Genomic DNA, 24,678 nt, shown 5'->3' with positions numbered 1-24,678 from the left:
TTCTAGCACTTTTCTCACGGCGGAAAGTTTCAATGTATACTTGAATGTGCCTTATATATTCTTTTAGTTTTTCACCACAACTTAGACTCTAAAGTTATTGGCTTTAGGGTCTTTCTTTTGAAACTAGTACCCAAATCCAAACTTTAGTAAAAAAACGTAGCAGAAATTTTTCTTTTTTGTCAGTCAATGCTATACTGAATGTAGCATATCAATATACGGAGTGAACTATGAATCCAATCATTTTTTCATTGACAGTTTTTCTTGCGGGTATTCTGTCTTTCTTTTCTCCCTGTGTCTTTCCTTTGCTACCGGTTTATATTGGAATCTTGCTAGGAAGTGATCAGGAAAAGGCTATCCGATTGTTCGGGAAAAAAATTCGCTGGCATGGCTTGTTGAAAACCCTTTGTTTTATTGCCGGTATTTCTGTTATTTTCCTCCTCATTGGTTTTGGAGCGGGTTTGCTAGGAAAGATCATGTACACCAATTGGTTCCGTTATCTGATGGGAGCCCTCATCATTATCCTTGGTCTTCATCAAATGGAAGTCTTTCATTTTCATTTCCTTGAAAAGCAAAAATCAGTAGATTTTGGAGCCAACAAACAGAAGAATGAATTGTTTTCAGCTTTTCTCCTTGGTCTTGGCTTTAGTTTTGGTTGGACGCCTTGTATTGGTCCGGTATTAGGATCAGTTCTTGCTTTAGCAGCATCAGATGGACAAGATGCTCTTATGGGAGCTATTTATCTCCTTGTTTATACCTTGGGAATGGCTCTTCCGTTTTTACTGTTGGCCTTAGCATCTAGTCTGGTCCTACCTTACTTTAATCGTCTCAAACCCCATTTGTTATTGCTGAAGAAAATCGGCGGAGCCATCATTATTCTGATGGGAATTCTCTTACTTTTGGGACAATTGAACAGTTTGTCATCTATCTTTTCATAAAATAATCCGGAGGTTTAACGCATGATGAAAGGTTTTAAATACGCTTGTTTCTCAGTAATTTCTCTAGCTTTGCTGTCAGCTTGTTCCATGAATCAATCCAGTGAGAGTGGTATGGACAATCAGCCAACAATGAATACAACAACGAATAAGAATCCTTTGGTGGGAAAAGACGCCAGTGACTTTGAACTAAAGGATATGAAGGGGAATACGGTCAAACTTTCAGACTACAAAGGGAAAAAGGTTTATTTGAAATTTTGGGCAACCTGGTGTGGCCCTTGCCGGCAAAGTATGCCCGAATTAGAGAAATTGGTCAAGGATACAGATAGAGACTTTGAAATTCTGACCATTATGGCACCAGGACTCCAAGGTGAAAAAACAGAAGAAGAATTCGTCAAATGGTTTGATCAACAAGATTACAAGTCAGTACCGGTCTTGTACAATCCAGATGGTTCTGCATTTGCAGATTATCAGGTTCGCTCTATTCCTACAGAAGTCTTTATAGACAGTCATGGGAAAATTGGACATGTCCAATTAGGGGCTATTTCAAACGAAGATGCTAAGAAGATCATCAAGGAGTTACAATAAAAAAATGAAGCACGAAGCTTCATTTTTTCTAGTTTCTTAGTTGCTTGCACCAGAAGTGGCATCGGCATCTCCGTGCCCTCCGTCACCATGTCCTCCAGCATCAGAAGCACCAGAAGTTGCATCTGCACTACCGTGTCCACCAGCAGGAGCAAATGGACCGCTTCCGCCAACTAGACGTTGACCTGTTGTTTGCAGGTACCAGTCCAACCATGGTTTGAAGTTGAAGACAATCTCATTGATACCAGCGTAAGAACCATCTTCATAGTACATAGCTTGGTAGTTGTGAGTGTTGATCACGCCTTCAGGAGATCCTGGAACAATGGTCCGAACATAGTCTTGGTTACCGTTACGAAGGGTACCAATCACCCATTCCACGTTTTTCATACGTGCTGGTGGTAGGGAGCCGTGAACGGTTGACATCCGGCTTCCTGATTGAGGTGGCACGCGTTTAGCAAACATGGTATCTGGATCTTGATGGGCATTGTTGTAGTAGAGGAATTGGTTGTTATCATCGGCATAAGTCAATTCAAATGGCATAGCCTTTAAGAACATATCAATTTGGTTAACAGTTAGGATACCGTGGTCGAGTTTGACATAGGTATCGCCAGAAACGGCACCAGTGATTTCAGCTACTTTTTCTACCCAATCTGGATCGTCAGGATCGACTTCAGTAACAGTTGTAGCGATTGGATGATTACAATCCAAGTCTTCTGGTTCAATTGGTTTTGGTTTTTTCAATTTCGATACAACCTCAACGTATTTCATAAAATTATCCAAGCAGGTTTCAAGGAATTTGACGGTTCCCTCGTTGATGATATTGCCGTTTTCGTCAAAAGCTTCTTTTGCTTTTCCAAGAAGGAATTCATTTCCTGGAAGGGTATAAGCATTGACACCTGGGGCATCGAGGATCTTACGGAGGTGAACTTGTGCACGTGAAGTCCCTTGATCGTAGTAAGAAGCACCGACGATCATGACTGGTTTGTTTTCAAATGGATGCACCTCGAAAGATAGCCATTCAAGAACAGACTTGAGAGCAGCAGAGATCGTATGGTTGTGCTCTGGAGTGGCAATGATAACACCATCTGCACGAGTGATTTTGTTATATAAGAGACGTAATTGGAAACTTTCGTCCCATTTTTCATCTTGGTTAAACATTGGAACTTCGTCGATTTCAAGAACTTCCAATTCAAATTTGATCTTAAATTGGCGGCGAATGAATTCCAAAAGTTTACGGTTATATGATTGATCGTAGTTCGATCCTACAAGTCCAACAAATTTCATTCTTTTCTGTCTCCTATCTTACAAGTTTTCCCAGTCAAATTCTTCAGCATCTTTGCGAAGCAATTCTTGGGCGTTGCGCAATTTGTCTGTGATTTTCACAAACACACGGAAATCATCAAAGATGGCATCTAATTTTTGAATGACATCTAAATCCACCAAGTCTCCATTTTGATCAAAGGCTTGCAATGAATGAGAGAGCAAGAATTCATCTGGCAAAACAGTCGCTTTAATTTCTGGAGCATTTAAGATTTGGCGAAGTTGGAGTTGGGCGCGTGAAGATCCCAACGTACCGTACGAAGCCCCAGTAATCATGACTGGTTTATTCAACAATGGGAAGACTCCGTATGAGAGCCAAGCGAGTGCACTCATCAATACAGCTGGAATAGAGTGGTCGTATTCTGGAGTCCCAATAATGACCCCATCAGACTCCTCAATTTTTGCAACAATTTCCAAAACAGCTTCAGGCACTTGTTTGTCAGCTGGTTTATTAAAGACAGGAATATCTTTGATTTCAACTAATTCAATCTCAGCTTTATCAGCAAAATGTTTTTGCATGTATTGAAGCAGTTGACGGTTTGTAGAACGTTTGGAGTTAGTCCCCACAATCGCAATAAGTTTTATCATGGAAAATTCCTTTCTGATAGGAGAATTATAAATAAGATTGAAGCCCACTTGTATAGGCGATCTTGCCTGATTGAGAAACCAATAAGGTATCTATACCAGGAAGTGATTCAACAGTGTTGAGGATAGAAGCAGGAGATTCCCCGAACAGGCGGGTAGTCCATATCTCCCCGTCTACGGATCTATCAGATATGATGGTGATACTGGCTAAGTCTGTCTCAACCGGATAGCCCGTCGCGCTATCAAAGATGTGGTGAAACGACTGGCCGTCAACTTCTAAATGACGCTCGTAGATGCCAGAGGTGACAATAGATTTATCCTTGACTGAGAGGACCAGTAGGTGTTGGCCTCTTTTTTCGACTGGGTTTTGAATACCAATCCGCCAAGGTTGTTGTTTGATGGGGTGTTGACCGACAGTGAGGATATTGCCTCCCAGATCAATCAAGGCATCTGTTACTCCCTGGCTCTTTAAAAAGGTCGCAATGCAGTCTGCACTATAGCCCTTAGCCAAGGCTCCCAAATCAATCTTCATTCCAGGACGCGTCAGAAAGACTGTATGGTTTTCTGGGTCGAGCTGGATTTGGTGAGGATCAATCTTGGTCAGAGCTTGATCAATTTCCCCTTGCTGGGGACGTCTAGCATCTGAAAATCCAATTCGCCAGGTCTGTACAAGAGGACCAATGGCGATGTTTAAATGGCTGTCTTGAGCTTGACTATGCAAGGTACCTAATGCAATCAGTTCAAAAAGATCTGGATGAACTTGGACAGGAGCAATACCAGCTTGGTGATTGACCTCCATGAGTTCAGAACTTGCATCATTAGCACTGAAGCGATGTTCGTAGGAGCGAAGAAGTTCAAAGCAGCGGGCTAAGAGTTCATTCGCTTGTGGGTGACAGATCGAAACAGTGATGGTCGTACCCATCAAACGTTCGGATCGACTACTTAGGTCCACTAAAAATCTATCCTTTCCTATTTTCACTCACTTACAGTATATCAAAAAGATATCGTTTTCACAATCCTTTCAAGCATATTGTTTGACATTTTTTGAAACATGTGAAGTGTGATTTTCTGGAAAATTGAAAAAAAGATCACAAATTCTGAGCAAAATAATTGTAACCGATATCATTTTTATGATATACTCAAGAAGTAAATTAAATTAAAGGTAGGATTTATTCTATGAGTAAAATCGTTGTTGTAGGGGCTAACCATGCCGGAACAGCTTGTATCAACACTATGTTAGATAATTTCGGAAATGAAAATGAAATTGTAGTTTTCGACCAAAACTCTAATATTTCATTCCTTGGGTGCGGAATGGCGCTTTGGATCGGTGAGCAAATCGATGGTCCAGAAGGTCTCTTCTACTCTGACAAAGAAAAATTGGAAGCAAAAGGTGCAAAAGTCTACATGAACTCTCCTGTTCTTTCAATTGACTATGACAACAAAGTGGTAACTGCAGAAGTTGATGGAAAAGAACACAAAGAATCTTATGAAAAATTAATTTTTGCGACTGGATCAACACCAATCATTCCTCCAATTAAAGGAGTTGAAATTGTTCCTGGTAACCGTGAATTCAAAGCAACTCTTGAAAATCTTCAATTCGTTAAATTGTACCAAAACGCTGAAGAAGTGATTGAAAAATTGAAAGACAACAGCAAACACTTGAACCGTATCGCCGTAGTTGGTGGTGGGTACATCGGTGTTGAACTTGCTGAAGCTTTCGAACGTCTTGGTAAAGATGTTGTCTTGGTGGATATCGTGGACACTGTTTTGAATGGTTACTACGACAAAGACTTCACTGACATCATGGCGAAAAACTTGGAAGACCACAACATCCGTTTGGCACTTGGACAAACTGTTCAAGCGGTTGAAGGAGATGGTAAGGTAGAACGCCTTGTAACCGATAAAGAAACCTTCGATGTAGATATGGTTATCTTGGCTGTTGGTTTCCGTCCTAATACAGCTCTTGCTGATGGTAAGATCGAACTCTTCCGCAACGGTGCCTTCCTTGTTGACAAGAAACAAGAAACATCAATTCCAGGTGTCTATGCAGTTGGTGACTGTGCAACAATTTATGACAATGCACGTGGTGAAATGAGCTATATCGCTCTTGCATCTAATGCAGTTCGTTCTGGTATTGTCGGTGCCTACAATGCGACTGGTCATGAATTAGAAGGAATCGGTGTTCAAGGTTCTAACGGTATCTCTATCTATGGCCTTCACATGGTTTCAACTGGTTTGACTCTTGAAAAAGCGAAAGCTGCAGGCTTCAATGCCACTGAAACTGGCTTTAACGACCTTCAAAAACCTGAATTTATCAAACACGATAACTACGAAGTTGGTATCAAGATCGTCTATGATAAAGACACTCGTCAAATCCTTGGAGCTCAAATGGTATCACGTGATAGCGCCATCTCAATGGCTATCCACATGTTCTCACTTGCGATTCAAGAACACGTGACGATTGATAAATTGGCCTTGACAGACTTGTTCTTCTTGCCACACTTCAACAAACCTTACAACTACATCACAATGGCAGCTTTAACTGCTGAATAATAGCTAAAGTTCTATTAAAAACTTTCCTTAGGTGAGTACGGACGTCAGCGAACTTCGAAGAAGTTCCATGACTAATTATTGAGCCTAAGGTCTCAATAATTCCGAGTGCCTGAAACGTTATTGTTTCAGGCACTTTTCTCACAGCGGAAAGTTTTGACTTTTCTTTATTCGTTCCATAAATAGAACATATTTATATTTCTTTGTAGAATTTCTTAACTTATTTTTATTGGATAAAATGGTTTGTCTACATTCTAAACAAAACTAACAAGGGTGGTTTTGTTTTTTTCTGTCTTTAAATGTATTCAGAGGCAGTGAAATAAGGTATAATGAATAGGATAAGAGTTTGAAGGAGTTAGGGAATGTCTGCAAAAGAAGAAGCCTTAAAAAAGGAATTTCATTTTGCCTCTAGTTCGATTGTGGCCCATATTGTCAGAGGTGTCCTGGTTGGGATTGTTGTAGGCTGCATCGTCTCGAGTTTTCGTTTTTTGATCGAACATATTTTTCATTTTGTTCAAGGCGTTTACAAGGAGATGTCTGGTCAACCATTTTATTTGTTTGCGATGCTGTTGGGGTATGGGGTGATCGTACTGATTGCTGGTCGTCTAATAAGCACCAATCGGGATATCAAGGGATCGGGAATTCCGCAAGTCGAAGCAGAGCTCAAGGGTCTTTTGGCGGTGAGCTGGTGGGATACCTTGTGGAAGAAGTATATTCTAGGTGTCTTGGCCATCGGAAGTGGCTTGATGCTTGGTCGTGAAGGTCCTAGTATTCAATTAGGGGCTATGGGTGGAAAAGGAGTGGCCCATCATTTGAAGGTCAGCCCAGTTGAGGAGCGGTCTTTGATTGCAAGTGGGTCTGCCGCTGGTCTTGCCGCTGCCTTTAATGCACCTATAGCGGGGCTTTTATTTGTGGTTGAAGAGGTCTACCATCATTTTTCACGTTTCTTTTGGATTTCGACCTTGGCTGCTAGTTTGACGGCTAATTTTATTTCACTCAATGTCTTTGGTCAAACACCAGTGCTTCATATGCCACAAAATATTCCACCTCTCCATCTGTCTCAGTACTGGATTTATCTTTTTCTTGGAGTCTTTTTAGGGGCAGCGGGTTATGTGTACGAAATAGTGGTTCTCAATATCGGCCGACTCTATCGTTTGCTAGAGAAGATTTTCCATGTTCCTTCTCATTATTCTTCTTTATTTGCCTTTATCTTGATTCTTCCAATCGGCTATTTTCTTCCTCAAATTCTTGGTGGTGGGAACCAATTGGTCTTGGATTTAGCTCGAGTACCGTATCCAGTGCTGACCATCCTTCTCTATTTTGTGATCCGTTTCATCTGGAGTATGTTGAGCTATGGTAGTGGCTTGCCAGGCGGCATCTTCCTGCCTATACTAGCATTAGGGTCACTTTTAGGGGCCATCGTTGGAACCTTCCTCCAAAACATTGGCTTTATCTCTCAAAATCAGCTGCCTCTCTTCATTATTTTAGGCATGAGTGGGTATTTTGGGGCTATTTCAAAAGCACCTTTAACAGCGATGATCTTGGTGACAGAGATGGTCGGTGATATTCGCAGTTTAATGCCCCTAGGTATGGTGACTTTACTGGCTTATATGATCATGGATCTCTTCCATGGAGCGCCAGTCTATGAAGCCATGCTGGAGCAATTGTTGCCGGATAAGGCGCAAGAAGAAGGAGAGTTGACTTTAATTGAGATCCCTGTATCAGAAAAGATTGCAGGAAAGCAAGTTCATGAACTGCACCTCCCTCAAGATATCTTGATCACTACGCAAATGCGAAGCGGTAAGAGCTATACGGTCAATGGTGCGACCCGCTTGTATCTAGGGGATAGCATCTTTGTGGTGGTGAAAGAATCCGAAATCGGACGGGTCAAAGATATTCTTTTGTAAAAGACTGATTCTCAGAAAAGTTTTTCTATTATTAAATTTTCAGACAATTATTGAAAAATGAGAAAATATCTGGTAAAATAAGGGCAAGAACAAATGAGGAGAAGTCTTTCATGAAAAAATATAGTCTACTCTTATTGAGTGTTGCTCTTTTAGCAGGGTGTGCGAATTCTAGTAGCAAACAGTCCAGTCAAAAGACGCAAACCAGCTCAACGGTGCAGTTGTCAAAGGCTGACCAGAAGACCTTGGACAATGCGACAGCTGAATACAAAGACTTTGTTGAAATGCAAATCGACCAATTGCTCAAGGATACAGAAGGTTTCCGAGATACCCTAAAAGCTGGGAATTTGGAAGAAGCTAAAAAACAATATCCCTTGATCCGCATGGCCTATGAACGCTCAGAACCGATTGCTGAAACCTTTGGGGAGTCTGATGTGAAGATTGACTACCGTTTGGTGGACTATGTGGATGAAAATAAATCAGAAGAAGGCTGGTCTGGCTTCCACCGGATTGAGCGCATCCTTTGGGAAAACAATACCACAGATGGCACAGAAAAATATGCAGACCAACTGGTGAACGATATCAAGGAGTTGAAAGCTAAGATCGCAACCGTTGATGTGACTCCTGATGTGATGCTAACTGGGGCTGTTGACCTGCTCAATGAAGTGGCAACGCAAAAGATCACGGGTGAAGAAGAAATCTTCTCTCATACAGATCTCTACGACTTCCGTGCAAATATTGAAGGAGCTGAAAAGATTTTCTCTCTCTTTAAACCTTTGATTGAGAAAAAAGATGCCAAGTTGGTTAAAACCTTGGAAGCAGAATTCAAAAATGTCAATGATTTATTGGACAAACACATGACTGATGAAACAAATTACAAGTCTTACACAGATTTGACCAAGGAAGATACTAAGGAATTGGCTGAAGCTGTGACCAAACTTGGTGAACCTTTGTCTCAAATGGGTGTGATTTTAGATGGGAAATAAGAAAAATGGCTGACGAAAAATTTTTAGATAAAAAAATGGACCGTCGTGAATTTCTTAAAAAAGCAGGTATTGGAGGGGCCGGTCTAGCACTAGGCCTCTCTGGTGCATCTGCTTTTTTCGCTAATCAAGACAGTTCCATTAAAAAAGCTTATGATGGGGATGAAGACATCTCCTTTTATGGCAAGCACCAAGCCGGGATTACGACGGCCATGCAGAAGACTTGCTACTTGGTGGTGCTGGATCTTCACACGACGGATAAAAAAGAAGTCATCCAGCTTTTTAAAGACTGGACCGACTATAGTAGTAAATTAGTCGAAGGAGAATTGGTCAAAAAAGATGGTTCCAATGCCCTCTTGCCTCCAACAGATACAGGTGAAACAGTGGGACTCAACCCCTATCGCTTAAGTCTGACGTTTGGGGTATCGGCTTCCTTTCTAAAGAAACTGGGCTTGGAGTCCAAACGTCCCAAACTCTTTCGTGATTTGCCTCCATTTCCAAAGGAGCAGTTGCAGGACAAATATACAGGTGGCGATATCGTTATTCAGGCCTGTGCAGATGATGAGCAAGTAGCCTTTCATGCGGTGCGAAATCTGATTCGTAAGGGTCGCAATACCATTACCATGAAGTGGAGCAAATCAGGTTTTGCGGCCATTGGTGACCGAAAAGAAACACCCCGCAACCTCTTTGGTTTCAAGGATGGAACGGCAAATGTCACGACTGAGAAAGACTTTGACAAGGTCGTCTGGACTGACAGCAAGGATTGGATGAAGGGTGGTTCTTATATGGCTCTTCGCCTAGTGCAAATGCACTTGGAAACTTGGGATCGAACCAATTTGCAGGAGCAAGAAAACACCTTTGGTCGCTACAAGGAGTCCGGTGCTCCCTTTGGTAAAACCAACGAATTTGATGAAGTAGATTTATCTAAACTACCAGTAGATTCACATGTCCGTTTGGCCAAAGAAGTGGATCGACCGATTTTACGCCGGTCATATTCCTATTCGGATGGCATCAATGAACAGACTGGGCAATTTGATGCTGGCTTGATCTTTATCGCCTTTCAAAAAGATCCGAACAGCTTTGTCAAAATCCAAACCAACTTAGGCGCAGTAGACAAAATGAACGAGTACATCACCCATATCGGAAGTGGACTCTTTGCTTGCTTTGCAGGCGTTGAGAAAGGAGGGTATCTTGGTCAAGCACTCTTTGAATAAATTCTTGATCTTATTAGGCCTTCTTGCCTTGTTCTGGACTCATCCAGTGGCTGCGGACTCTTATAGCGATCTCTTTATCAAGATCACGGATGCAACAACCGCTGTAGAAAATAAGAATCAGGATAAGGCCAAGGCATTAATCGCTGCGATTCAGTCTGATTTTGAATCAAAAGACCACCATGATTCCAAGGCAGGGAAAAAAGTTAGCCAAGCCTTAGCAATAAAAGGGGAGGTAAGAAAAGAGGATCTTACCAAGATCTCATCAGCCTTGCTCGCTTTTGAAAAAGAGCAAAATCCGGTCGATTTAGAGGCGGAAAAAGACAAACTCGTGAGTCACCTCGCACCTTATTTTAAGAACCTACAAGAGGCCATTACAGCTAAGAATCTGGATAAAACTCGTCAAACCTATGCAGATCTCAATAATACCTGGACCCGTAACGAAGCGGTGGTAAGAGATCACAGCACAGCCTACTATGGCAAAATCGAGACGGCCATTTCGCTCTTGCGCAGTAGTATTGAAACAGAGCCTACCGATTTTACCAACATCCAGTCCTCTTATGATGACCTCAAAAATGGGATTGATGCCTTTGTAAAAGGAGAAGCCATTAGCAGTGCTAGTACGGATTTGACGTTGAACGATGGGATCAAGCTTTTGGAGAAGGCGCAAAGCCAATTCCAATCCGGCGACGATAAGTCTGCTGCAGCGACTATGAAGCAGTTCATCACTATCTGGCCAACTATCGAAGGGGATGTCAGCACGACCAATCCCAGTCTCTACACGCGCGTAGAGAGTGAATCTCCGATTATTATGGTCAAGGGGAAAGAAAAAGCCTATCAAGAGAAATTACAGGCCTTGATCCAAGACCTTTCTGCGATCGATACGACAGCTTCTTACAACGCTTTTGATGCCATGTTGATTCTTCTGCGAGAAGGAGTAGAAGCCCTTCTGATCGTTATGGCGCTTGTGACGACCCTTAAGGCTGCTAAGATGAGGAAAGGCCTCAAATGGGTCTACGGTGGAGCCATTGCTGGTGTTCTTGCCAGTGCAGCGATCGCTCTTATTCTTCAAGTAGCATTTCCAGCTGTTACTTCGGGCTCTAACCGGGAAATCATTGAAGGTGGCGTTGGGATTTTCGCTGTGGTCATGATGATCCTCATTGGAATTTGGCTCCACAGCAAGTCCTCTGTCAAACAGTGGAATGCCTTTATGGACCGTCAGATGAAGACCGTGACGGCTACAGGAAGCTTTGTCTCGATGTTTGCCCTCAGTTTCTTAGCAGTCTTTCGTGAAGGGGCTGAGACTATTCTCTTCTATGTCGGGATCATTCCGCGGATTACAACCGCGAATTTCTTACTGGGAATCGGGCTTGCCATAGCCGTTCTCATCATCATTGCAGTGGCGATGACCAAGGCTAGTCAAGCTATCCAACCTCATCGAATCTTTTTCATTCTGACGTGGTTGATTTACGCTTTGGCCTTCAAGATGCTCGGTGTCAGCATCCACGCCCTTCAGTTGACCAATATCCTACCTAGCCATTTGGTCAATGGACTTCCAACCATCGATTGGGCGGGTATCTATCCAAGCTGGGAAGTTCTTCTTCCTCAATGTATCTTTGTAGCCTTGATCGCACTCGTTACGGTGAGACAACATGGCAAAGAGTAGAGCAGATGAAATGACCATTGTTGAGCATTTGGTTGAATTTCGAAAACGATTGATCGCAGTGGTCTTGTGTTATATTATCGTCTTCATCCTAGCCTTTGTATTTGGTGGAGAACTCTATCAAGCCTTGACGGCTAGCCTCCATCAAAAACTGCTGGTACTGGGACCGAATGATATCCTCTGGATCTATGTATCGCTGGCAAATCTCACAGCTTTTAGCCTGACCTTGCCCTTTATTGTCTACCAGATTTGGCAATTTGTAAGACCGGCTTTGAAGGAGAAGGAGGCGCGTGCAGTCTTTGCCTACATCCCAGCTAGCTTTATCTGCTTTGTGCTGGGACTTGCATTTGGTTATTTCTTTGTCAGCCCAGCTATTTTAGAGGTCCTGATGCGCTTGGGAGAAGGGCTGTTTGATACCCAATTGACGGCACAAAATTATCTAACCTTCTTATGGCACACCACCTTGCCTTTAGGGGTCTTGTTTGAGTTACCAGTTTTGGTCGCTTTTCTGACCTCGATCGGGCTCTTGACACCACAGTTTTTAATAACCTACCGACGTTACGCTTACTTTGTCCTGCTGGTCTTAGCCGTCGTGCTAACCCCTGCAGACTTTATCAGTGACTTGGCCATGACACTCCCTTTGATCCTCTTATTTGAAGTCAGTGTCGCCATCAGTAAAGTCATCTATTCAAGAAAAAGGAGAAACTAATGGGAATTTTACGTGATATTGGAGCACCAGGATTGATCATCATCATCCTAGGCGCCCTCTTGATTTTTGGACCAAAACGCCTGCCTGAGTTGGGCCAGTCCATCGGCAAAATGTTTGCTGAATTTAAGACAGCTGTCAACAAAGGCAGTGAAGAAGCCGATCAAGACACCAAAGAAGCTAAAGAAGAAAAAGAATAATCAGACAATTTTCAAAATTCTATTGAGTTCGATTGCATAAAAAGGTATAATAAGACAAGTACTTGCAATCGACGAAGGAGGAAACCATGATTATTACGATTTTGTCACTCATTTTCTATTTCAGCTATATCGGATTCTTATGCTGGTTGGTCGTAAAAATTGTCGAAAAATTGTTCAATTTCTTGTTGAACCGTTAATAAAGAAACAATCCATTTCACCCTGAGTGAGTGGATTTTTTTGTGTATCGTTCATTCAGTATAGAAGCAAATATCAAGAGAGAATTCAATGGTCTCAGATTGAAGAGCTAGTCGTATTAAAAACTTTCCTTAGGTGAGTACGGACGTCAGCGAACTTCTACGAAGTTCCATGACTTAGTTTTGGACCTAAAGTTCCAAAACTCCCGAGTGTTAGAAACACAATTGTTTCTAACACTTTTCTCACAGCGGAAAGTTTCGATATTTTCTCAACTTATTTTACTTTAAGATAGTTTGTTTACATTCTAAGAAACCGTGTGGTCTCTTTTTGTTTATCTAATTCCCTAGCTAGTGACTAACTTGAACTTCAAACTGTATTTCGGTATGATAGTAGGTAATAGATTTACGGTTTGTTTGTTTAGTTTTATGTAATGCCTATGAAAATCTCTATATAATTATTGGAGGATAAGCTGTGAAAAGAGATTCTATTTTTATTGAAGAAAAAATTAATGAACTAATTCAAATTAATAAATCATCCATAGATGAGTGTACTGAAGAATTGGAAAAACTAAAGCAAGGTGTCAATCCATACAAGCGCCCGATAGAAAAAGTTATCAGATCAATACAGCTTGATAACTCTGTTTGCCAAAAAGAAAATATGATAGCCACCTACACTGCAGGATATTCTATTGAGAGATTCAAAGAAGAGTACCTTAAATATGTTGATAGCCTAATACCTGTTTGGCATAGCAATTCAGGATATGATGCAATGCTCTGGGCTCTTTCCATTGGTATTTTGTTAGAGGTTGATGAAACGACTTTTGATAAATTGGTAGATTTGGTAAGGAAAGATGATCCAGAGGACTATTTGATCGATTACCTTATCCAGTCTCGTCATCCAGAGTGGACAATTCGGATAAACTATAATTTCCCAAGACCTTATGGCTTTACCCGAAAGATTATAGAGGAAGAAAATTCTGAAAAGGCTGTATCTCTCTTGAAAGAATACTTGACTAAAAAATGGTATCAGGGATGTAGAGCTGAAGGCTGGTATGATTTGCATAAGCGCAACATTGATAATTATTATGGTTACTGGTCCTTTGAATCAGGCGCTCTCTGCAAGATTAAGGGCTTAGATTATAAACAGTTAGAAGAATTTCCATATTTTCCATATGATTTGGTTGCAGAAGGTGGAATATATAGATAATCTATATAAGGACATAGAAAGAAGATAGAGTTGGAACTAAGAGACACGTTTTCAGATAAAAATAATATCAATGGTCTAATCCAAGTTTTTCAAAAAGCTATTCAAGATTCTGAAGAAAGAATTCAAGCAATTGAACAGGATGAGAAAGAAGGAATCCAAAAATTTTCTTTGGACAATAAAGTTGTCATTTCGAATATAAGATCATCAATATGTCGGTACCAAAAAGAAGTTATGATAGCGACTTATACTGCGGGTTATTCTATTGAAGATTTCAAGGGTGAGTATTTTAAGTATGTAGAGTGTTTGCAACTATCTTGGCATGGCAATTCTGGCTATGAACAAATGGTCTGGGCCCTCTCTATTGGTATTTTGTTAGAGATTGATGAGGAGACTTTTAATCAGCTAGTAGATTTAGTTAAGAAGGATGACCCAGAGGACTATTTGATTGACTATCTTATTAAATATCGTCGTCCAGAGTGGAAGATTCGACTGAATTATAATTTTCCAAAGCCTTATGGTTTTGCCAGAAAAATTATTGAAGAAGAGGATTCTGAACAGGCTCTAAAATTGCTTAAAGAATATGTGGCTAAGAAATGGTACCAAGGGGGCAGAGATACAGGATGGTACAATTTACATAAAACCAATAACAGAAGTTATTATGGTTATTGGTCCTTTGAATCAGGCGCTATTTGCAAGCTCAAAGGCTTAGATTATAAACAATTAGAAGAACTTCCATATTTTCCATATGACTTGGTTGCGGCAGGTGAGACGGAAGAATAAGTCTCATGATGTATGAGTCATTAAATTAAAAAAAGAGAGGAAATAAATTATGATAGAACCTAAGTACGGTGAAAATATTGTTGTTCTTTTTAAACATGAAAATAAATATACTTGGTATGTTTCGGATTTGGAATTCTGGTATATTGATTATGAGGTAGCACGCTATTCACTTGAAACTCTGTATGATGAGCGAAAACGTTCTTCGAAACTGACTCATGAAACATTGCCATATTTCTTAGAAGATATGGAAGCATACAAATGCGAGCGAAATGAGCTAGGCGAAGCTTTTGCTAAATCGTATCAGGAAGATAGATTGAACGCGGTTTATAATTTTAAACCTTCCTTGTTTATTGATATGGATGAGATGGAATTATACTCGCAGTACGCAGAATACGTATCATTTGAAGAATATGTTTCGGAACCATGGAAAGGCCAATATAAATCGTTTTGGGATAAGATTCCAGAAGAAGAAAAATTCTGGTTGACTAGTGGCACCGATGTATACGGTAAAGATTGATTAAAGTCGAAGAACAGAGAGGATAAATATAGGAGTAGGTAGAAGGAGGGGCAACTGATGAGAAGGAAATGGGTAAAAATCATTGCTATTTTAATTTTAATCCTATCCGGTAGTTACTTTGTCTACAATAAACTAACGAAGCCGAATCTTGGACCCAAAACAACTAGATTATACAAGCGAGGCTTTCGACTTCTTGAAGAGCAAATTGGAACCTATATCAAAGACCACTATACTGGGATCGAAAAGATTGAGTTCTCCCCAATCTACGTTACTGAAGAAGGGTCAACATTCTCAAATGCCTATGTGCGTCCGACGATCTATGACAAGTATGGAAATAAAGCTACTCTGGGAGATAAAATAAAGAAATTTATTCCATTAAGTTATGGATTGATTTCAGACATTGTTCTTGATTTTGATGGAGGTGGCAATGAAGTCATTGAGTTACCGGACTCAAACGACAAACCTGTAGACGTTTCAAATGAGGAGCATTTACCTAAGAAAGCTATACTCACAGAGGCAAGAAGTACAGATGAGAACATCTCCTTGTTGGTTGACAATGGTCATTTGAGAGGAGTCGTGAAGGATAAAAAAGGAAGTCCAAATGCTGAAATTGTTTATAATACGGAACTCCACAAAGGAGACGCGAGAGAATAGCGCTAACCAATGAAATAGAATTAAAAACGAGGAAAAAACACATGCAATATTATTTTATCGGTGGCCTCGGTGGTAATAGCTACCATCTGGCGCCACTTATCGATGAGCTCGGCTTTCCGGTAACCTTTCTAGATCCCTATAGGGAAATGATTGAGACAGAAAACGATCTTCGTGATTGGTTTCAAGGTCAGATCGGCCAAGCAGAAGAGATCTGTTTATTGGGGCATTCCTTGGGTGGAGATTTGGCTCGTTTTCTTGTTGCTAAGTTTCCTCAGATTCAGGCTCTGATTCTCTTGGATGGTGGCTATCTGGATATGGAAAAGATCCTGCCTCTTGAAGAAGAACTAGAAGGAACGGCGTCCTACATGCAGCAGCAAGTCTTTGCAACTTTAGAAGAAGCTGTGTTATCAGAACTTGGTGAGGAAGCAGATCCGATGCCTATAGCGCGAAAAGCAGTAGAGGCTAGCTATCGTTGGAATCCAGCGAGTGAACAATATGAATTAAATCTGGATCTTGAAAAGGTCTTGGCCTTATTGCGTCTACGGCGTCAGATCAAGACTTACCATATTCCACTGGCGGACCTTCCTGTCCTCTTTATTGGACCTCGATACCAAGAAGAACCTGAATGGAGAAAAGAAGCTCTGAAGCAACTAGATCCCCAGATCAAGCAAGTCTTGCTAGATGGTTTGGGGCACGAACTGTATACAGAGGCGCCTGAAATTGTAGCTAGAGAAGTGAACAATTGGCTCCAAAATGTTCATAAATAAAACCTGTTTCTCTTTTTGAAACGGGTTTTGTCTTGTAATTTCCGAACGTTATTTCCTATAAAATCATTCCCGTTGCATTAGGTCCGTATCTTTGGTATAATCTATCAAGGAAACGTCAAGAGACGTAGCGATGCGCTTGCGCATAGGTAGGTCAGTTTTTAGAAAAGAGATTTTTCAATCTATGTTAAATGAATTTCCTATTTTCGACTATGAAGATATTCAGTTGATTCCCAACAAATGTATCATCAATAGCCGGTCAGAAGCAGATACAACTGTCCAATTTGGAAACCATACCTTCAAGCTTCCAGTTGTTCCTGCCAATATGCAGACAATCTTGGATGAGAATGTGGCAGAGCAGTTGGCGCGTGGTGGTTACTTCTACATCATGCACCGTTTTGATGAAGCGGGACGGATTCCTTTTGTCAAACGCATGCATGATCAAGGTTTGATCGCTTCCATTTCGGTCGGTGTTAAGGAATACGAATACGACTTTGTGAGTCAATTAAAGGCAGATGCTCCTGAGTATATCACTATTGATATCGCACACGGTCATGCGGATAGTGTCATTCGGATGATTCAACACATCAAGAAAGAATTACCAGATACCTTTGTCATTGCTGGAAATGTTGGAACTCCTGAAGCTGTTCGTGAATTGGAAAATGCAGGAGCTGATGCGACTAAGGTCGGAATCGGTCCTGGTAAGGTTTGTATCACCAAAGTGAAGACTGGATTTGGTACAGGTGGTTGGCAATTGGCTGCTCTTCGCTGGTGCTCAAAAGCAGCTCGTAAGCCAATCATTGCGGACGGTGGTATTCGGACCCATGGAGATATTGCTAAATCGATTCGTTTCGGGGCGTCTATGGTCATGATCGGTTCTCTCTTTGCAGGACATATCGAAAGTCCTGGTAAAACAGTAGAGATTGATGGAGAGTCTTTCAAAGAGTACTATGGATCTGCTTCAGAGTACCAAAAAGGCGCTTATAAGAACGTCGAAGGTAAGAAGATTTTATTGCCTGCCAAGGGTCATTTGCAAGACACTTTAACGGAAATGGAACAAGATTTGCAAAGTTCGATCTCTTATGCAGGAGGCCGGAAATTAGCAGATTTGAAACATGTTGACTATGTGATCGTTAAGAATTCTATCTGGAATGGCGATGCACACTAATTGAATTACTTATTTATTTCACGAATGGGCGTGATGTTTCTACAAGGTGCCGGAACACCTAACAATAAGTAAGTCGGGATTATTTCTCTTTTTAGAGAGATTTCAAGGCTTGCTTAGCAGGCTTTTTTGTGTTTTGTGAATGAAGTAGAGGATTTTTTAAAAAGTAGGAGGAAGTATGAAATTACTTGAAGAGCGCATCTTAAAAGATGGTAATGTTTTAGGTGAGAATATCCTCAAGGTGGATTCCTTTTTGACCCACCAAGTGGATTTTAAATTGATGAAAGAGATTGGTCAGACTTTTGCGGACCGGTTTAAAGATGCTGGTGTGACGAAAGTCGTAACCATTGAAGCATCTGGGATTGCACCAGCCCTTTATGTAGCTGAAGCCTTGGATGTTCCCATGATCTTTGCTAAGAAGGCTAAAAACATCACCATGAATGAGGGTATCTTGACGGCTGAGGTTTATTCCTTTACCAAGCAAGTCACCAGCACCGTTTCAATTGCGGGTAAATTTTTGGATCCATCAGATAAGGTTTTGATCATTGATGATTTCCTTGCAAATGGCCAAGCAGCCAAAGGCTTGATTCAAATCATCGAACAAGCTGGTGCTCAAGTAGAAGCGATTGGGATTGTGATTGAAAAATCCTTCCAAGATGGACGGGGATTGTTAGAAGAGTTGGGATATCCAGTTGTATCCCTCGCACGTTTGGACCGTTTTGAAAATGGTCAGGTTGTATTTAAGGAGGCAGACATCTAATGCAAAAACAAGAAAGCCATTCACAGGCGGCCATTCTAGGCTTGCAACACCTTTTGGCCATGTATTCGGGATCTATTTTGGTGCCGATTATGATCGCAGGAGCTTTAGGCTATAATGCTCATCAACTAACCTACCTCATCTCTACAGATATCTTCATGTGTGGGGTTGCGACTTTCCTTCAAGTGCAGCTCAATAAATACTTTGGGATCGGTCTTCCGGTAGTCCTTGGGGTTGCCTTCCAGTCTGTGGCACCTCTCAGCATGATCGGGGCTAGCCATGGTAGTGGGGCCATGTTTGGTGCCTTGATTGTTTCAGGGATTTATGTCATCCTTGTCTCTGGTTTCTTCTCTAAGATTGCCAATCTCTTCCCATCAATTGTAACGGGATCCGTTATTACAACCATTGGTTTGACTTTGATTCCAGTAGCGATTGGAAATATGGGAAATAATGCGCCAAAACCAACCGTTCAAAGCTTGATTTTGGCTGTGGTGACTATTCTCATCATTTTAGTCGTTAATATCTATACGACTGGTTTTATTAAATCCATTTCAATTTTGATTGGTTTGATCGTAGGTACTGCCATTGCAGCTTCTATGGGCTTGGTAGACTTCACACCTGTGACGCAAGCACCAGTCGTTCACGTTCCAACACCTTTCTTCTTTGGAGCTCCTAAGTTTGAAATCACCTCCATCTTAATGATGTGTATCATCGCGACAGTTTCTATGGTGGAATCAACAGGTGTCTATCTTGCTCTTTCTGATATTACTAAAGATCCAATTAATAGCACGCGCCTTCGCAATGGTTACCGTGCTGAAGGGTTGGCCGTTCTCCTCGGTGGTATCTTCAATACCTTCCCTTACACTGGATTCTCACAAAACGTCGGCTTGGTGAAATTGTCTGGTATCAAGACTCGTCTTCCAATCTACTATGCGGCTGGTTTCCTTGTTCTTCTTGGTCTCCTGCCTAAGTTTGGAGCTCTGGCACAAATCATTCCAAGTCCAGTTCTTGGGGGAGCGATGCTAGTGATGTTTGGTTTTGTATCGATTCAAGGGATGCAGATTCTTGCGCGTGTTGATTTTGAACACAATGAGCACAATTTCTTGATCGCTGCTGTATCGATTGCTGCAGGGGTTGGTTTGAACAACAGCACCCTCTTCAATGGCCTTCCAACAGGATTCCAAATGTTCTTTGCTAACGGAATTGTTGTTGCCAGTGTCTTGGCGATCGTTCTCAATGCTATTTTAAACCGCAACAAACACTAATCTCACATGAACCGGAGGTCCTTGGATCTTCGGTTTTTTGACTTTTAAGGAAACATATAGTAGAGTGGAAGAGGAGAAAATCTTATTTGATGAGAAGAGAGTTAGAATCATGTATGTAACCTATCACTTTAAAGAGCGCTTGCGCTTGTTTTTGAGTCTATTTTTGCCGATTTTAATCTACCAATTAGCCAATTATTCAGCCAGCTTTGTCGATACAGCCATGACTGGTCAGTACCGGACCCTTGATTTGGCTGGTGTTTCTACAGCTACCAGTCTGTGGAATCCATTTTTTACTTTCCTGACAGGGATTGTCTCTGCGCTGACGCCGATTGTTGGGCATCATTTAGGCAAGGGAAATAAAGAACGGATTGCTGGCGATTTTTACCAATTCCTCTATATGTCATTTGGTATGGCCATTCTCTTAATAGGCTTTGTTTGGGGGATTGCGCCCATGATTCTCAGGCAGATCGGTTTAGAAAATGTTGTTGCCCAAATAGCCATTCGCTATTTATATTTCCTTTCTCTAGGAATCTTACCTTTGTTGCTCTTTAGTATCGTGCGGACCTTCCTCGATACTTTGGGAATGACGCGTCTATCCATGTACTTGATGCTCTTGCTCTTGCCTTTGAATGCTTGTTTTAACTATATCCTGATCTATGGGGCATTTGGTTTTCCTGAGATGGGAGGAGCAGGAGCAGGACTTGGAACCTCTCTGGCCTACTGGGTCTTGCTGGTTATTGCGGTTTTGATCTTGTGCAAGCATCCCAAGGTAGCACCTTTCCAATTGTGGAAGCCGCAGCCTTATGATTTTAAAGGGATGAAAGAAGTATTGCGACTTGGGCTTCCAATCGGTGGAATTGTTTTTGCAGAAGTCATCATCTTCTCGTTGGTTGGTCTGTTAATGGCAAAATTCCCATCACTGACCATCGCGAGCCACCAATCAGCCATGAATTTTTCTACCCTGATGTATGCTTTCCCGGTTAGTATCTCTAGTACCATGGCGATTATCGTATCTTACGAACTGGGAGCAGGAAGACCAGAAGTGGTCAAACAATATTGCCGTTTGGGACGACTGACAGCCTTTGGATTTGCCATTGTCACTCTCGTCTTTCTCTATACATTCCGCTTCCAACTAGCAGGGCTATATGGCAAGGATCCAGTCTTTGTGCAGCAAACAGCGATTTTCATGACCTATAGTCTCTTTTTCCAAGTAGCCGATACTTTTGCAGCACCCCTGCAAGGGATTTTGCGGGGCTATAAGGATACAACCGTTCCATTCTTATTAGGCGTTTTTAGTTATTGGTGTATCTCTATCCCACTAGGGATTTTCCTTGATCATGTGACCAACTTGGGTCCCTATGCTTATTGGATCGGCCTTATTTCTAGCCTTGTCGTGAGTGGAATTTGTTACCAGCTTCGGCTTTGGCAGATCGAAAAAAAGCAGGCAAACTAAAATGAAGTCTGGGAAACCAGGCTTTTTATGTGCCGTGAATATTATAAATTTTCTGAAAGTTCTTGACAATTGATGTCAAAGTGGTAAGATTAGGAGGTGGAAATGAAGAACTAGAAGGAGAACAAGATGAGAAGTGATATGATCAAAATGGGGATCGACCGAGCACCAGCGCGTGGTCTCCTTTATGCAACAGGGCAAGTAAAATCAGCAAAGGATATGCAAAAGCCCTTTATTGCCATTTGTAACTCCTATATTGATATCGTTCCAGGCCATGTTCACCTGCGTGAATTAGCAGATGTTGCTAAGGAAGCTATTCGCGAGGCTGGTGGAATTCCTTTTGAATTTAATACCATCGGTGTCGATGATGGGATTGCGATGGGCCATATCGGGATGCGTTATAGTTTGCCATCTCGTGAGTTGATCGCAGATGCTGCTGAAACGGTCATCAACGCCCACTGGTTTGACGGTGTTTTCTATATTCCCAACTGTGACAAGATTACACCAGGAATGATTTTAGCAGCTATGCGGACCAATGTGCCAGCTGTATTTTGTTCTGGTGGCCCTATGAAGGGTGGCGTTGACATGACGGGGCATCAGGCGACTCTCTCAAGTTTGTTTGAAGCTGTCGGTACTTATCAAGCTGGTGATATGGGCATGGATGAGCTGGATTTCTTGGAAAAAAATGCCTGCCCAACTTGTGGCTCTTGCTCTGGTATGTTTACTGCCAATTCCATGAACTGTTTGATGGAAGTATTAGGTCTTGCTCTTCCTGGAAATGGTACCATCCTAGCGGTTTCAGATGAACGTCGTGAATTGGTTCGTCAAGCGGCCAAACAATTGGTAGAGAATATTAAAAAGGATATCCGTCCACGGGATATCGTGACCAAAGAGGCTATTGATGATGCCTTTGCGCTCGATATGGCTATGGGGGGGTCTACCAATACGGTGCTTCATACGCTCGCTATTGCGCGTGAAGCAGGGATTGACTATGATCTCAAAGATATCAACGAGATTGCTAAGAAGACACCTTATCTTTCTAAAATTGCACCTTCGAGTGTTTACACCATGCATGATGTGCATGAGGCTGGTGGTGTTCCAGCCATTATCAATCAGTTGATCAAAAAAGGTGCCATTAAGGGTAATCGTATTACAGTTACTGGTAAAACCTTGAAAGAAAATGTAGCTGGTGCTGAAATCAAAAATGAAGAAATTATCCATCCAATCGAGCATCCGATTTCACCTGTAGGTGGTTTGTCGATCCTCTACGGAAATATTGCTCAGGATGGAGCTGTTATCAAGGTCGGTGGGGTCGATCCATCTGTGACCACTTTCCGTGGTAAAGCTATTTGTTGCGATTCACAAGATCAAGCCCTTGAGTTGATTGACAATGGAACTGTCAAGAAGGGCCATGTCGTTGTCATTCGTTACGAGGGTCCTCAAGGTGGACCTGGTATGCCAGAGATGCTAGCGCCAACCTCTAAGATTGTCGGACGCGGTCTTGGTAAGGATGTGGCACTGATTACGGATGGTCGTTTCTCAGGAGCTACTCGTGGGATTGCTATCGGTCACGTTTCTCCAGAAGCAGCAGAAGGTGGGAATATCGCCCTAATTGAAGATGGGGATGAAATCGTGATCGATCTTCCAAATCGTACCATTGATTTGCTTGTTGATGATGCAACCCTTGCAGAACGTCGCAAATATTTGAAACCTTTCAAATCAAAAATCTCTAGCGGTTGGTTGCGTCGCTATACAGCCTTTGCCAAATCAGCCAATGTCGGCGGAACCTTGATGAGTGACGAAGAATTCGAAGAACGGAAAGCAGAACGTCAAGCACAAGAAAAATAAGAAAAAACCTTTCCTGCTATGTGATATCACAAGCAAGAAAGGCTTTTTTAGTGGAACCATTATTTGGTGCGCATTTCACCTTGAGGGAAGTAGGTTCCTTCAGGCATATCGTTAATGATGACGTGAACAGCTGACTGAGGAGCGCCAGTATTGCGGACAACAGCTTCGGTTACTTCCTTGGCCAAGGCTTTCTTTTGTTCCAAGGTGCGTCCTTCAAATAGGTCAATTCGTACAAATGGCATATGGCCACCTCCTAAATTTTTTATAGGACTATTTTATCACATTTTGGGATACAAAGCTTAGCAAAATTATGGTAAAATGATAATGAAACACATTTTAGAGAGAACAAAAGGAAAATGGCACAATTATATTATAAATATGGGACCATGAACTCGGGGAAAACCATTGAGATTTTGAAGGTGGCCCATAATTATGAAGAGCAAGGCAAGAGCGTCGTCATCATGACCTCGGCAATCGATACACGAGATGGAGTAGGAGTGGTTTCTAGTCGGATCGGTATGAAACGAGAAGCCGTTGCAATTGAAGACGATACGGATATCTTTGGCTTTATTAAAAACCAAGCAATCAAACCTTACTGTGTCTTAATCGATGAAGCTCAGTTTTTGAAACGCCACCATGTCTATGACTTGGCAAGAGTCGTGGATGAACTGGATGTGCCGGTCATGGCTTTTGGCCTCAAAAATGATTTCCGAAATGAACTCTTTGAAGGTTCCAAACACCTCCTCTTGTTAGCCGACAAGATCGAGGAGATCAAAACCATCTGCCAATACTGTTCCCGCAAGGCAACCATGGTCTTGCGTACCCAAGCAGGTAAACCTGTCTATGATGGAGAGCAGATCCAGATCGGTGGACACGAGACCTATATCTCCGTTTGCCGCAAGCATTATTTTAATCCAGACATTCCAACTGAAAGCGTCTAGAACGTTTTAGAGAGGATAATAATGTCTATTTGTTTAAAAGATATTACAATAGAGAATTATTTTGACGTTTTAAATCTAGAAGTTCATCCAAACCAAAGGAATTTTATTGCATCCAATTCCATTAGTTTAGCTGAAGCCTATGTATATGATAAAAATGGTGATTTTATAGCTCCCTTAGCAGTTTATGATAAGGAAGTATTAGTTGGTTTTGTTATGATTGCCTATGACCGGAAAATTGGGATCAGTAAGGGGAACTACTTGTTATTTCGTTTTATGATAGATAAACGATTTCAAGGTTTAGGCTATTTTAAACCGACTATGGATGCAGTCATTGACTTTGTTCGAACAGAGCCAGCTGGAAAAGCAACAAGTCTTTGGTTATCTTATGAACCGGAAAATAATCAAGCGAGATCTTGCTATCTCCATTATGGATTTAAAGAAACTGGCCAAGTCATAGAAGACGAAATTATAGCAATCTATGATCTAACAACCTAGAA

25 protein-coding genes and 1 riboswitch are annotated in these 24,678 nt (G+C 41.6%); of the genes, 21 read left to right on the top strand and 4 right to left on the bottom strand.

Translation table 11 applies throughout. The annotated features are described in order from the left end of the window. Positions 1-227 precede the first annotated feature (227 nt). Together ccdA2 and HMPREF3002_RS07170 are read left to right on the top strand one after the other, a co-directional pair. On the top strand, positions 228-935 hold the full coding sequence (gene ccdA2 / locus HMPREF3002_RS07175; RefSeq protein WP_003007221.1) for a thiol-disulfide oxidoreductase-associated membrane protein CcdA2: 708 nt from the start codon (positions 228-230) through the stop codon (positions 933-935). Between the two features lie 21 nt (positions 936-956). Then, positions 957-1,520, top strand: coding sequence for a TlpA family protein disulfide reductase (locus tag HMPREF3002_RS07170; protein WP_083312671.1), 564 nt, complete (start codon positions 957-959; stop codon positions 1,518-1,520). A gap of 36 nt (positions 1,521-1,556) precedes the next feature. On the opposite strand, the gene HMPREF3002_RS07165 is transcribed toward HMPREF3002_RS07170, so the two are convergent. The 3 genes from HMPREF3002_RS07165 to HMPREF3002_RS07155 are packed head-to-tail and all read right to left on the bottom strand — an operon-like array spanning position 1,557 to position 4,374. Then, positions 1,557-2,801, bottom strand: coding sequence for an NAD(P)H-dependent oxidoreductase (locus tag HMPREF3002_RS07165; RefSeq protein WP_049507732.1), 1,245 nt, complete (start codon positions 2,799-2,801; stop codon positions 1,557-1,559). A gap of 18 nt (positions 2,802-2,819) precedes the next feature. Further along, a complete protein-coding gene (locus HMPREF3002_RS07160; protein WP_070665847.1) occupies positions 2,820-3,425 on the bottom strand; it encodes an NADPH-dependent FMN reductase in 606 nt (201 codons plus the stop codon). Positions 3,426-3,450: 25 nt separating this feature from the next. Then, positions 3,451-4,374 carry an FAD:protein FMN transferase gene (locus HMPREF3002_RS07155; protein WP_305366836.1) on the bottom strand — a complete coding sequence of 308 codons (924 nt, stop codon included), beginning with the start codon at positions 4,372-4,374 and terminating at the stop codon, positions 3,451-3,453. Between the two features lie 224 nt (positions 4,375-4,598). Here HMPREF3002_RS07155 and nox point away from each other — a divergent pair, with 224 nt between their 5' ends. The 17 genes from nox (at position 4,599) to ilvD (ending at position 23,240) form a co-directional block, all read left to right on the top strand. Further along, positions 4,599-5,975 carry a H2O-forming NADH oxidase gene (gene nox, locus HMPREF3002_RS07150; RefSeq protein ID WP_049507738.1) on the top strand — a complete coding sequence of 459 codons (1,377 nt, stop codon included), beginning with the start codon at positions 4,599-4,601 and terminating at the stop codon, positions 5,973-5,975. A 359-nt stretch (positions 5,976-6,334) separates the two neighbouring features. After that, entirely contained in the window at positions 6,335-7,879 is a 1,545-nt protein-coding gene (locus tag HMPREF3002_RS07145) for a ClC family H(+)/Cl(-) exchange transporter (protein WP_070665845.1), read from the top strand. A gap of 110 nt (positions 7,880-7,989) precedes the next feature. Next, complete coding sequence (gene efeO / locus HMPREF3002_RS07140) at positions 7,990-8,862, top strand: iron uptake system protein EfeO (RefSeq protein ID WP_070665843.1); 873 nt, start codon at positions 7,990-7,992, stop codon at positions 8,860-8,862. A gap of 5 nt (positions 8,863-8,867) precedes the next feature. Continuing rightward, positions 8,868-10,073 (top strand): iron uptake transporter deferrochelatase/peroxidase subunit, encoded by a 1,206-nt coding sequence (gene efeB / locus HMPREF3002_RS07135; RefSeq protein ID WP_070665841.1) that lies wholly within the window; start codon positions 8,868-8,870, stop codon positions 10,071-10,073. Continuing rightward, entirely contained in the window at positions 10,051-11,736 is a 1,686-nt protein-coding gene (locus HMPREF3002_RS07130; RefSeq protein ID WP_070665838.1) for an FTR1 family iron permease, read from the top strand. Before efeB ends, HMPREF3002_RS07130 begins: the two co-directional genes overlap by 23 nt. Continuing rightward, positions 11,723-12,442 carry a twin-arginine translocase subunit TatC gene (gene tatC, locus HMPREF3002_RS07125; protein WP_070665834.1) on the top strand — a complete coding sequence of 240 codons (720 nt, stop codon included), beginning with the start codon at positions 11,723-11,725 and terminating at the stop codon, positions 12,440-12,442. Before HMPREF3002_RS07130 ends, tatC begins: the two co-directional genes overlap by 14 nt. Beyond that, a complete protein-coding gene (locus HMPREF3002_RS07120; RefSeq protein ID WP_003007243.1) occupies positions 12,442-12,639 on the top strand; it encodes a Sec-independent protein translocase subunit TatA/TatB in 198 nt (65 codons plus the stop codon). The genes tatC and HMPREF3002_RS07120 overlap by 1 nt, the downstream gene beginning before the upstream one ends. Positions 12,640-13,305: 666 nt before the next feature. Next, entirely contained in the window at positions 13,306-14,040 is a 735-nt protein-coding gene (locus HMPREF3002_RS07115) for a PoNe immunity protein domain-containing protein (protein ID WP_083312670.1), read from the top strand. A gap of 30 nt (positions 14,041-14,070) precedes the next feature. Next, positions 14,071-14,820, top strand: coding sequence for a PoNe immunity protein domain-containing protein (locus tag HMPREF3002_RS07110; protein ID WP_070665831.1), 750 nt, complete (start codon positions 14,071-14,073; stop codon positions 14,818-14,820). 49 nt (positions 14,821-14,869) lie between these two features. Then, positions 14,870-15,337: a hypothetical protein gene (locus tag HMPREF3002_RS07105; protein WP_070665828.1), complete on the top strand. Its 468-nt coding sequence runs from the start codon at positions 14,870-14,872 to the stop codon at positions 15,335-15,337. Positions 15,338-15,394: 57 nt separating this feature from the next. Next, the gene (locus HMPREF3002_RS07100; protein WP_070665824.1) at positions 15,395-15,991 is read left to right on the top strand and encodes a hypothetical protein; all 597 of its coding nucleotides are present in this window, start codon (positions 15,395-15,397) and stop codon (positions 15,989-15,991) included. 41 nt (positions 15,992-16,032) lie between these two features. Next, complete coding sequence (locus HMPREF3002_RS07095) at positions 16,033-16,758, top strand: alpha/beta fold hydrolase (protein ID WP_070665821.1); 726 nt, start codon at positions 16,033-16,035, stop codon at positions 16,756-16,758. Positions 16,759-16,939: 181 nt separating this feature from the next. Then, positions 16,940-17,923: a GMP reductase gene (gene guaC / locus HMPREF3002_RS07090; RefSeq protein ID WP_037607889.1), complete on the top strand. Its 984-nt coding sequence runs from the start codon at positions 16,940-16,942 to the stop codon at positions 17,921-17,923. Then, a riboswitch (purine riboswitch) is annotated at positions 17,913-18,008 on the top strand. It overlaps the preceding gene by 11 nt. A gap of 90 nt (positions 18,009-18,098) precedes the next feature. Beyond that, complete coding sequence (locus tag HMPREF3002_RS07085) at positions 18,099-18,680, top strand: xanthine phosphoribosyltransferase (protein WP_003001484.1); 582 nt, start codon at positions 18,099-18,101, stop codon at positions 18,678-18,680. Then, positions 18,680-19,942: a nucleobase:cation symporter-2 family protein gene (locus tag HMPREF3002_RS07080; RefSeq protein WP_021153180.1), complete on the top strand. Its 1,263-nt coding sequence runs from the start codon at positions 18,680-18,682 to the stop codon at positions 19,940-19,942. The genes HMPREF3002_RS07085 and HMPREF3002_RS07080 overlap by 1 nt, the downstream gene beginning before the upstream one ends. Positions 19,943-20,051: 109 nt before the next feature. Next, a complete protein-coding gene (locus tag HMPREF3002_RS07075; protein WP_049507765.1) occupies positions 20,052-21,395 on the top strand; it encodes an MATE family efflux transporter in 1,344 nt (447 codons plus the stop codon). 126 nt (positions 21,396-21,521) lie between these two features. Beyond that, entirely contained in the window at positions 21,522-23,240 is a 1,719-nt protein-coding gene (gene ilvD / locus HMPREF3002_RS07070; RefSeq protein ID WP_049507766.1) for a dihydroxy-acid dehydratase, read from the top strand. A 59-nt stretch (positions 23,241-23,299) separates the two neighbouring features. Here ilvD and HMPREF3002_RS07065 read toward each other — a convergent pair whose 3' ends face one another. After that, positions 23,300-23,482 (bottom strand): 4-oxalocrotonate tautomerase, encoded by a 183-nt coding sequence (locus HMPREF3002_RS07065; protein WP_001117401.1) that lies wholly within the window; start codon positions 23,480-23,482, stop codon positions 23,300-23,302. Between the two features lie 114 nt (positions 23,483-23,596). Here HMPREF3002_RS07065 and HMPREF3002_RS07060 point away from each other — a divergent pair, with 114 nt between their 5' ends. Together HMPREF3002_RS07060 and HMPREF3002_RS07055 are read left to right on the top strand one after the other, a co-directional pair. After that, positions 23,597-24,181 (top strand): thymidine kinase, encoded by a 585-nt coding sequence (locus HMPREF3002_RS07060; RefSeq protein WP_003001444.1) that lies wholly within the window; start codon positions 23,597-23,599, stop codon positions 24,179-24,181. Between the two features lie 21 nt (positions 24,182-24,202). Then, positions 24,203-24,676 carry a GNAT family N-acetyltransferase gene (locus HMPREF3002_RS07055; RefSeq protein WP_070665818.1) on the top strand — a complete coding sequence of 158 codons (474 nt, stop codon included), beginning with the start codon at positions 24,203-24,205 and terminating at the stop codon, positions 24,674-24,676. Positions 24,677-24,678 lie beyond the last annotated feature (2 nt).

The sequence above is a fragment of the Streptococcus sp. HMSC065E03 genome (genome assembly GCF_001815045.1).
GTDB classification, from domain to species: domain Bacteria; phylum Bacillota; class Bacilli; order Lactobacillales; family Streptococcaceae; genus Streptococcus; species Streptococcus parasanguinis_AD.
This window is presented reverse-complemented; position numbering and strand designations above follow the sequence as displayed.

Bases quoted from the DNA above. Each gene is read 5' to 3' on its own strand.
- ccdA2 (WP_003007221.1), top strand. From the start codon at position 228: ATGAATCCAATCATTTTTTCATTGACAGTTTTTCTTGCGGGTATTCTG.
- HMPREF3002_RS07170 (WP_083312671.1), top strand. From the start codon at position 957: ATGATGAAAGGTTTTAAATACGCTTGTTTCTCAGTAATTTCTCTAGCT.
- HMPREF3002_RS07165 (WP_049507732.1), bottom strand. From the start codon at position 2,801: ATGAAATTTGTTGGACTTGTAGGATCGAACTACGATCAATCATATAAC.
- HMPREF3002_RS07160 (WP_070665847.1), bottom strand. From the start codon at position 3,425: ATGATAAAACTTATTGCGATTGTGGGGACTAACTCCAAACGTTCTACA.
- nox (WP_049507738.1), top strand. From the start codon at position 4,599: ATGAGTAAAATCGTTGTTGTAGGGGCTAACCATGCCGGAACAGCTTGT.
- HMPREF3002_RS07145 (WP_070665845.1), top strand. From the start codon at position 6,335: ATGTCTGCAAAAGAAGAAGCCTTAAAAAAGGAATTTCATTTTGCCTCT.
- efeO (WP_070665843.1), top strand. From the start codon at position 7,990: ATGAAAAAATATAGTCTACTCTTATTGAGTGTTGCTCTTTTAGCAGGG.
- efeB (WP_070665841.1), top strand. From the start codon at position 8,868: ATGGCTGACGAAAAATTTTTAGATAAAAAAATGGACCGTCGTGAATTT.
- tatC (WP_070665834.1), top strand. From the start codon at position 11,723: ATGGCAAAGAGTAGAGCAGATGAAATGACCATTGTTGAGCATTTGGTT.
- HMPREF3002_RS07120 (WP_003007243.1), top strand. From the start codon at position 12,442: ATGGGAATTTTACGTGATATTGGAGCACCAGGATTGATCATCATCATC.
- HMPREF3002_RS07105 (WP_070665828.1), top strand. From the start codon at position 14,870: ATGATAGAACCTAAGTACGGTGAAAATATTGTTGTTCTTTTTAAACAT.
- HMPREF3002_RS07100 (WP_070665824.1), top strand. From the start codon at position 15,395: ATGAGAAGGAAATGGGTAAAAATCATTGCTATTTTAATTTTAATCCTA.
- HMPREF3002_RS07095 (WP_070665821.1), top strand. From the start codon at position 16,033: ATGCAATATTATTTTATCGGTGGCCTCGGTGGTAATAGCTACCATCTG.
- guaC (WP_037607889.1), top strand. From the start codon at position 16,940: ATGTTAAATGAATTTCCTATTTTCGACTATGAAGATATTCAGTTGATT.
- HMPREF3002_RS07085 (WP_003001484.1), top strand. From the start codon at position 18,099: ATGAAATTACTTGAAGAGCGCATCTTAAAAGATGGTAATGTTTTAGGT.
- HMPREF3002_RS07080 (WP_021153180.1), top strand. From the start codon at position 18,680: ATGCAAAAACAAGAAAGCCATTCACAGGCGGCCATTCTAGGCTTGCAA.
- HMPREF3002_RS07075 (WP_049507765.1), top strand. From the start codon at position 20,052: ATGTATGTAACCTATCACTTTAAAGAGCGCTTGCGCTTGTTTTTGAGT.
- ilvD (WP_049507766.1), top strand. From the start codon at position 21,522: ATGAGAAGTGATATGATCAAAATGGGGATCGACCGAGCACCAGCGCGT.
- HMPREF3002_RS07065 (WP_001117401.1), bottom strand. From the start codon at position 23,482: ATGCCATTTGTACGAATTGACCTATTTGAAGGACGCACCTTGGAACAA.
- HMPREF3002_RS07060 (WP_003001444.1), top strand. From the start codon at position 23,597: ATGGCACAATTATATTATAAATATGGGACCATGAACTCGGGGAAAACC.
- HMPREF3002_RS07055 (WP_070665818.1), top strand. From the start codon at position 24,203: ATGTCTATTTGTTTAAAAGATATTACAATAGAGAATTATTTTGACGTT.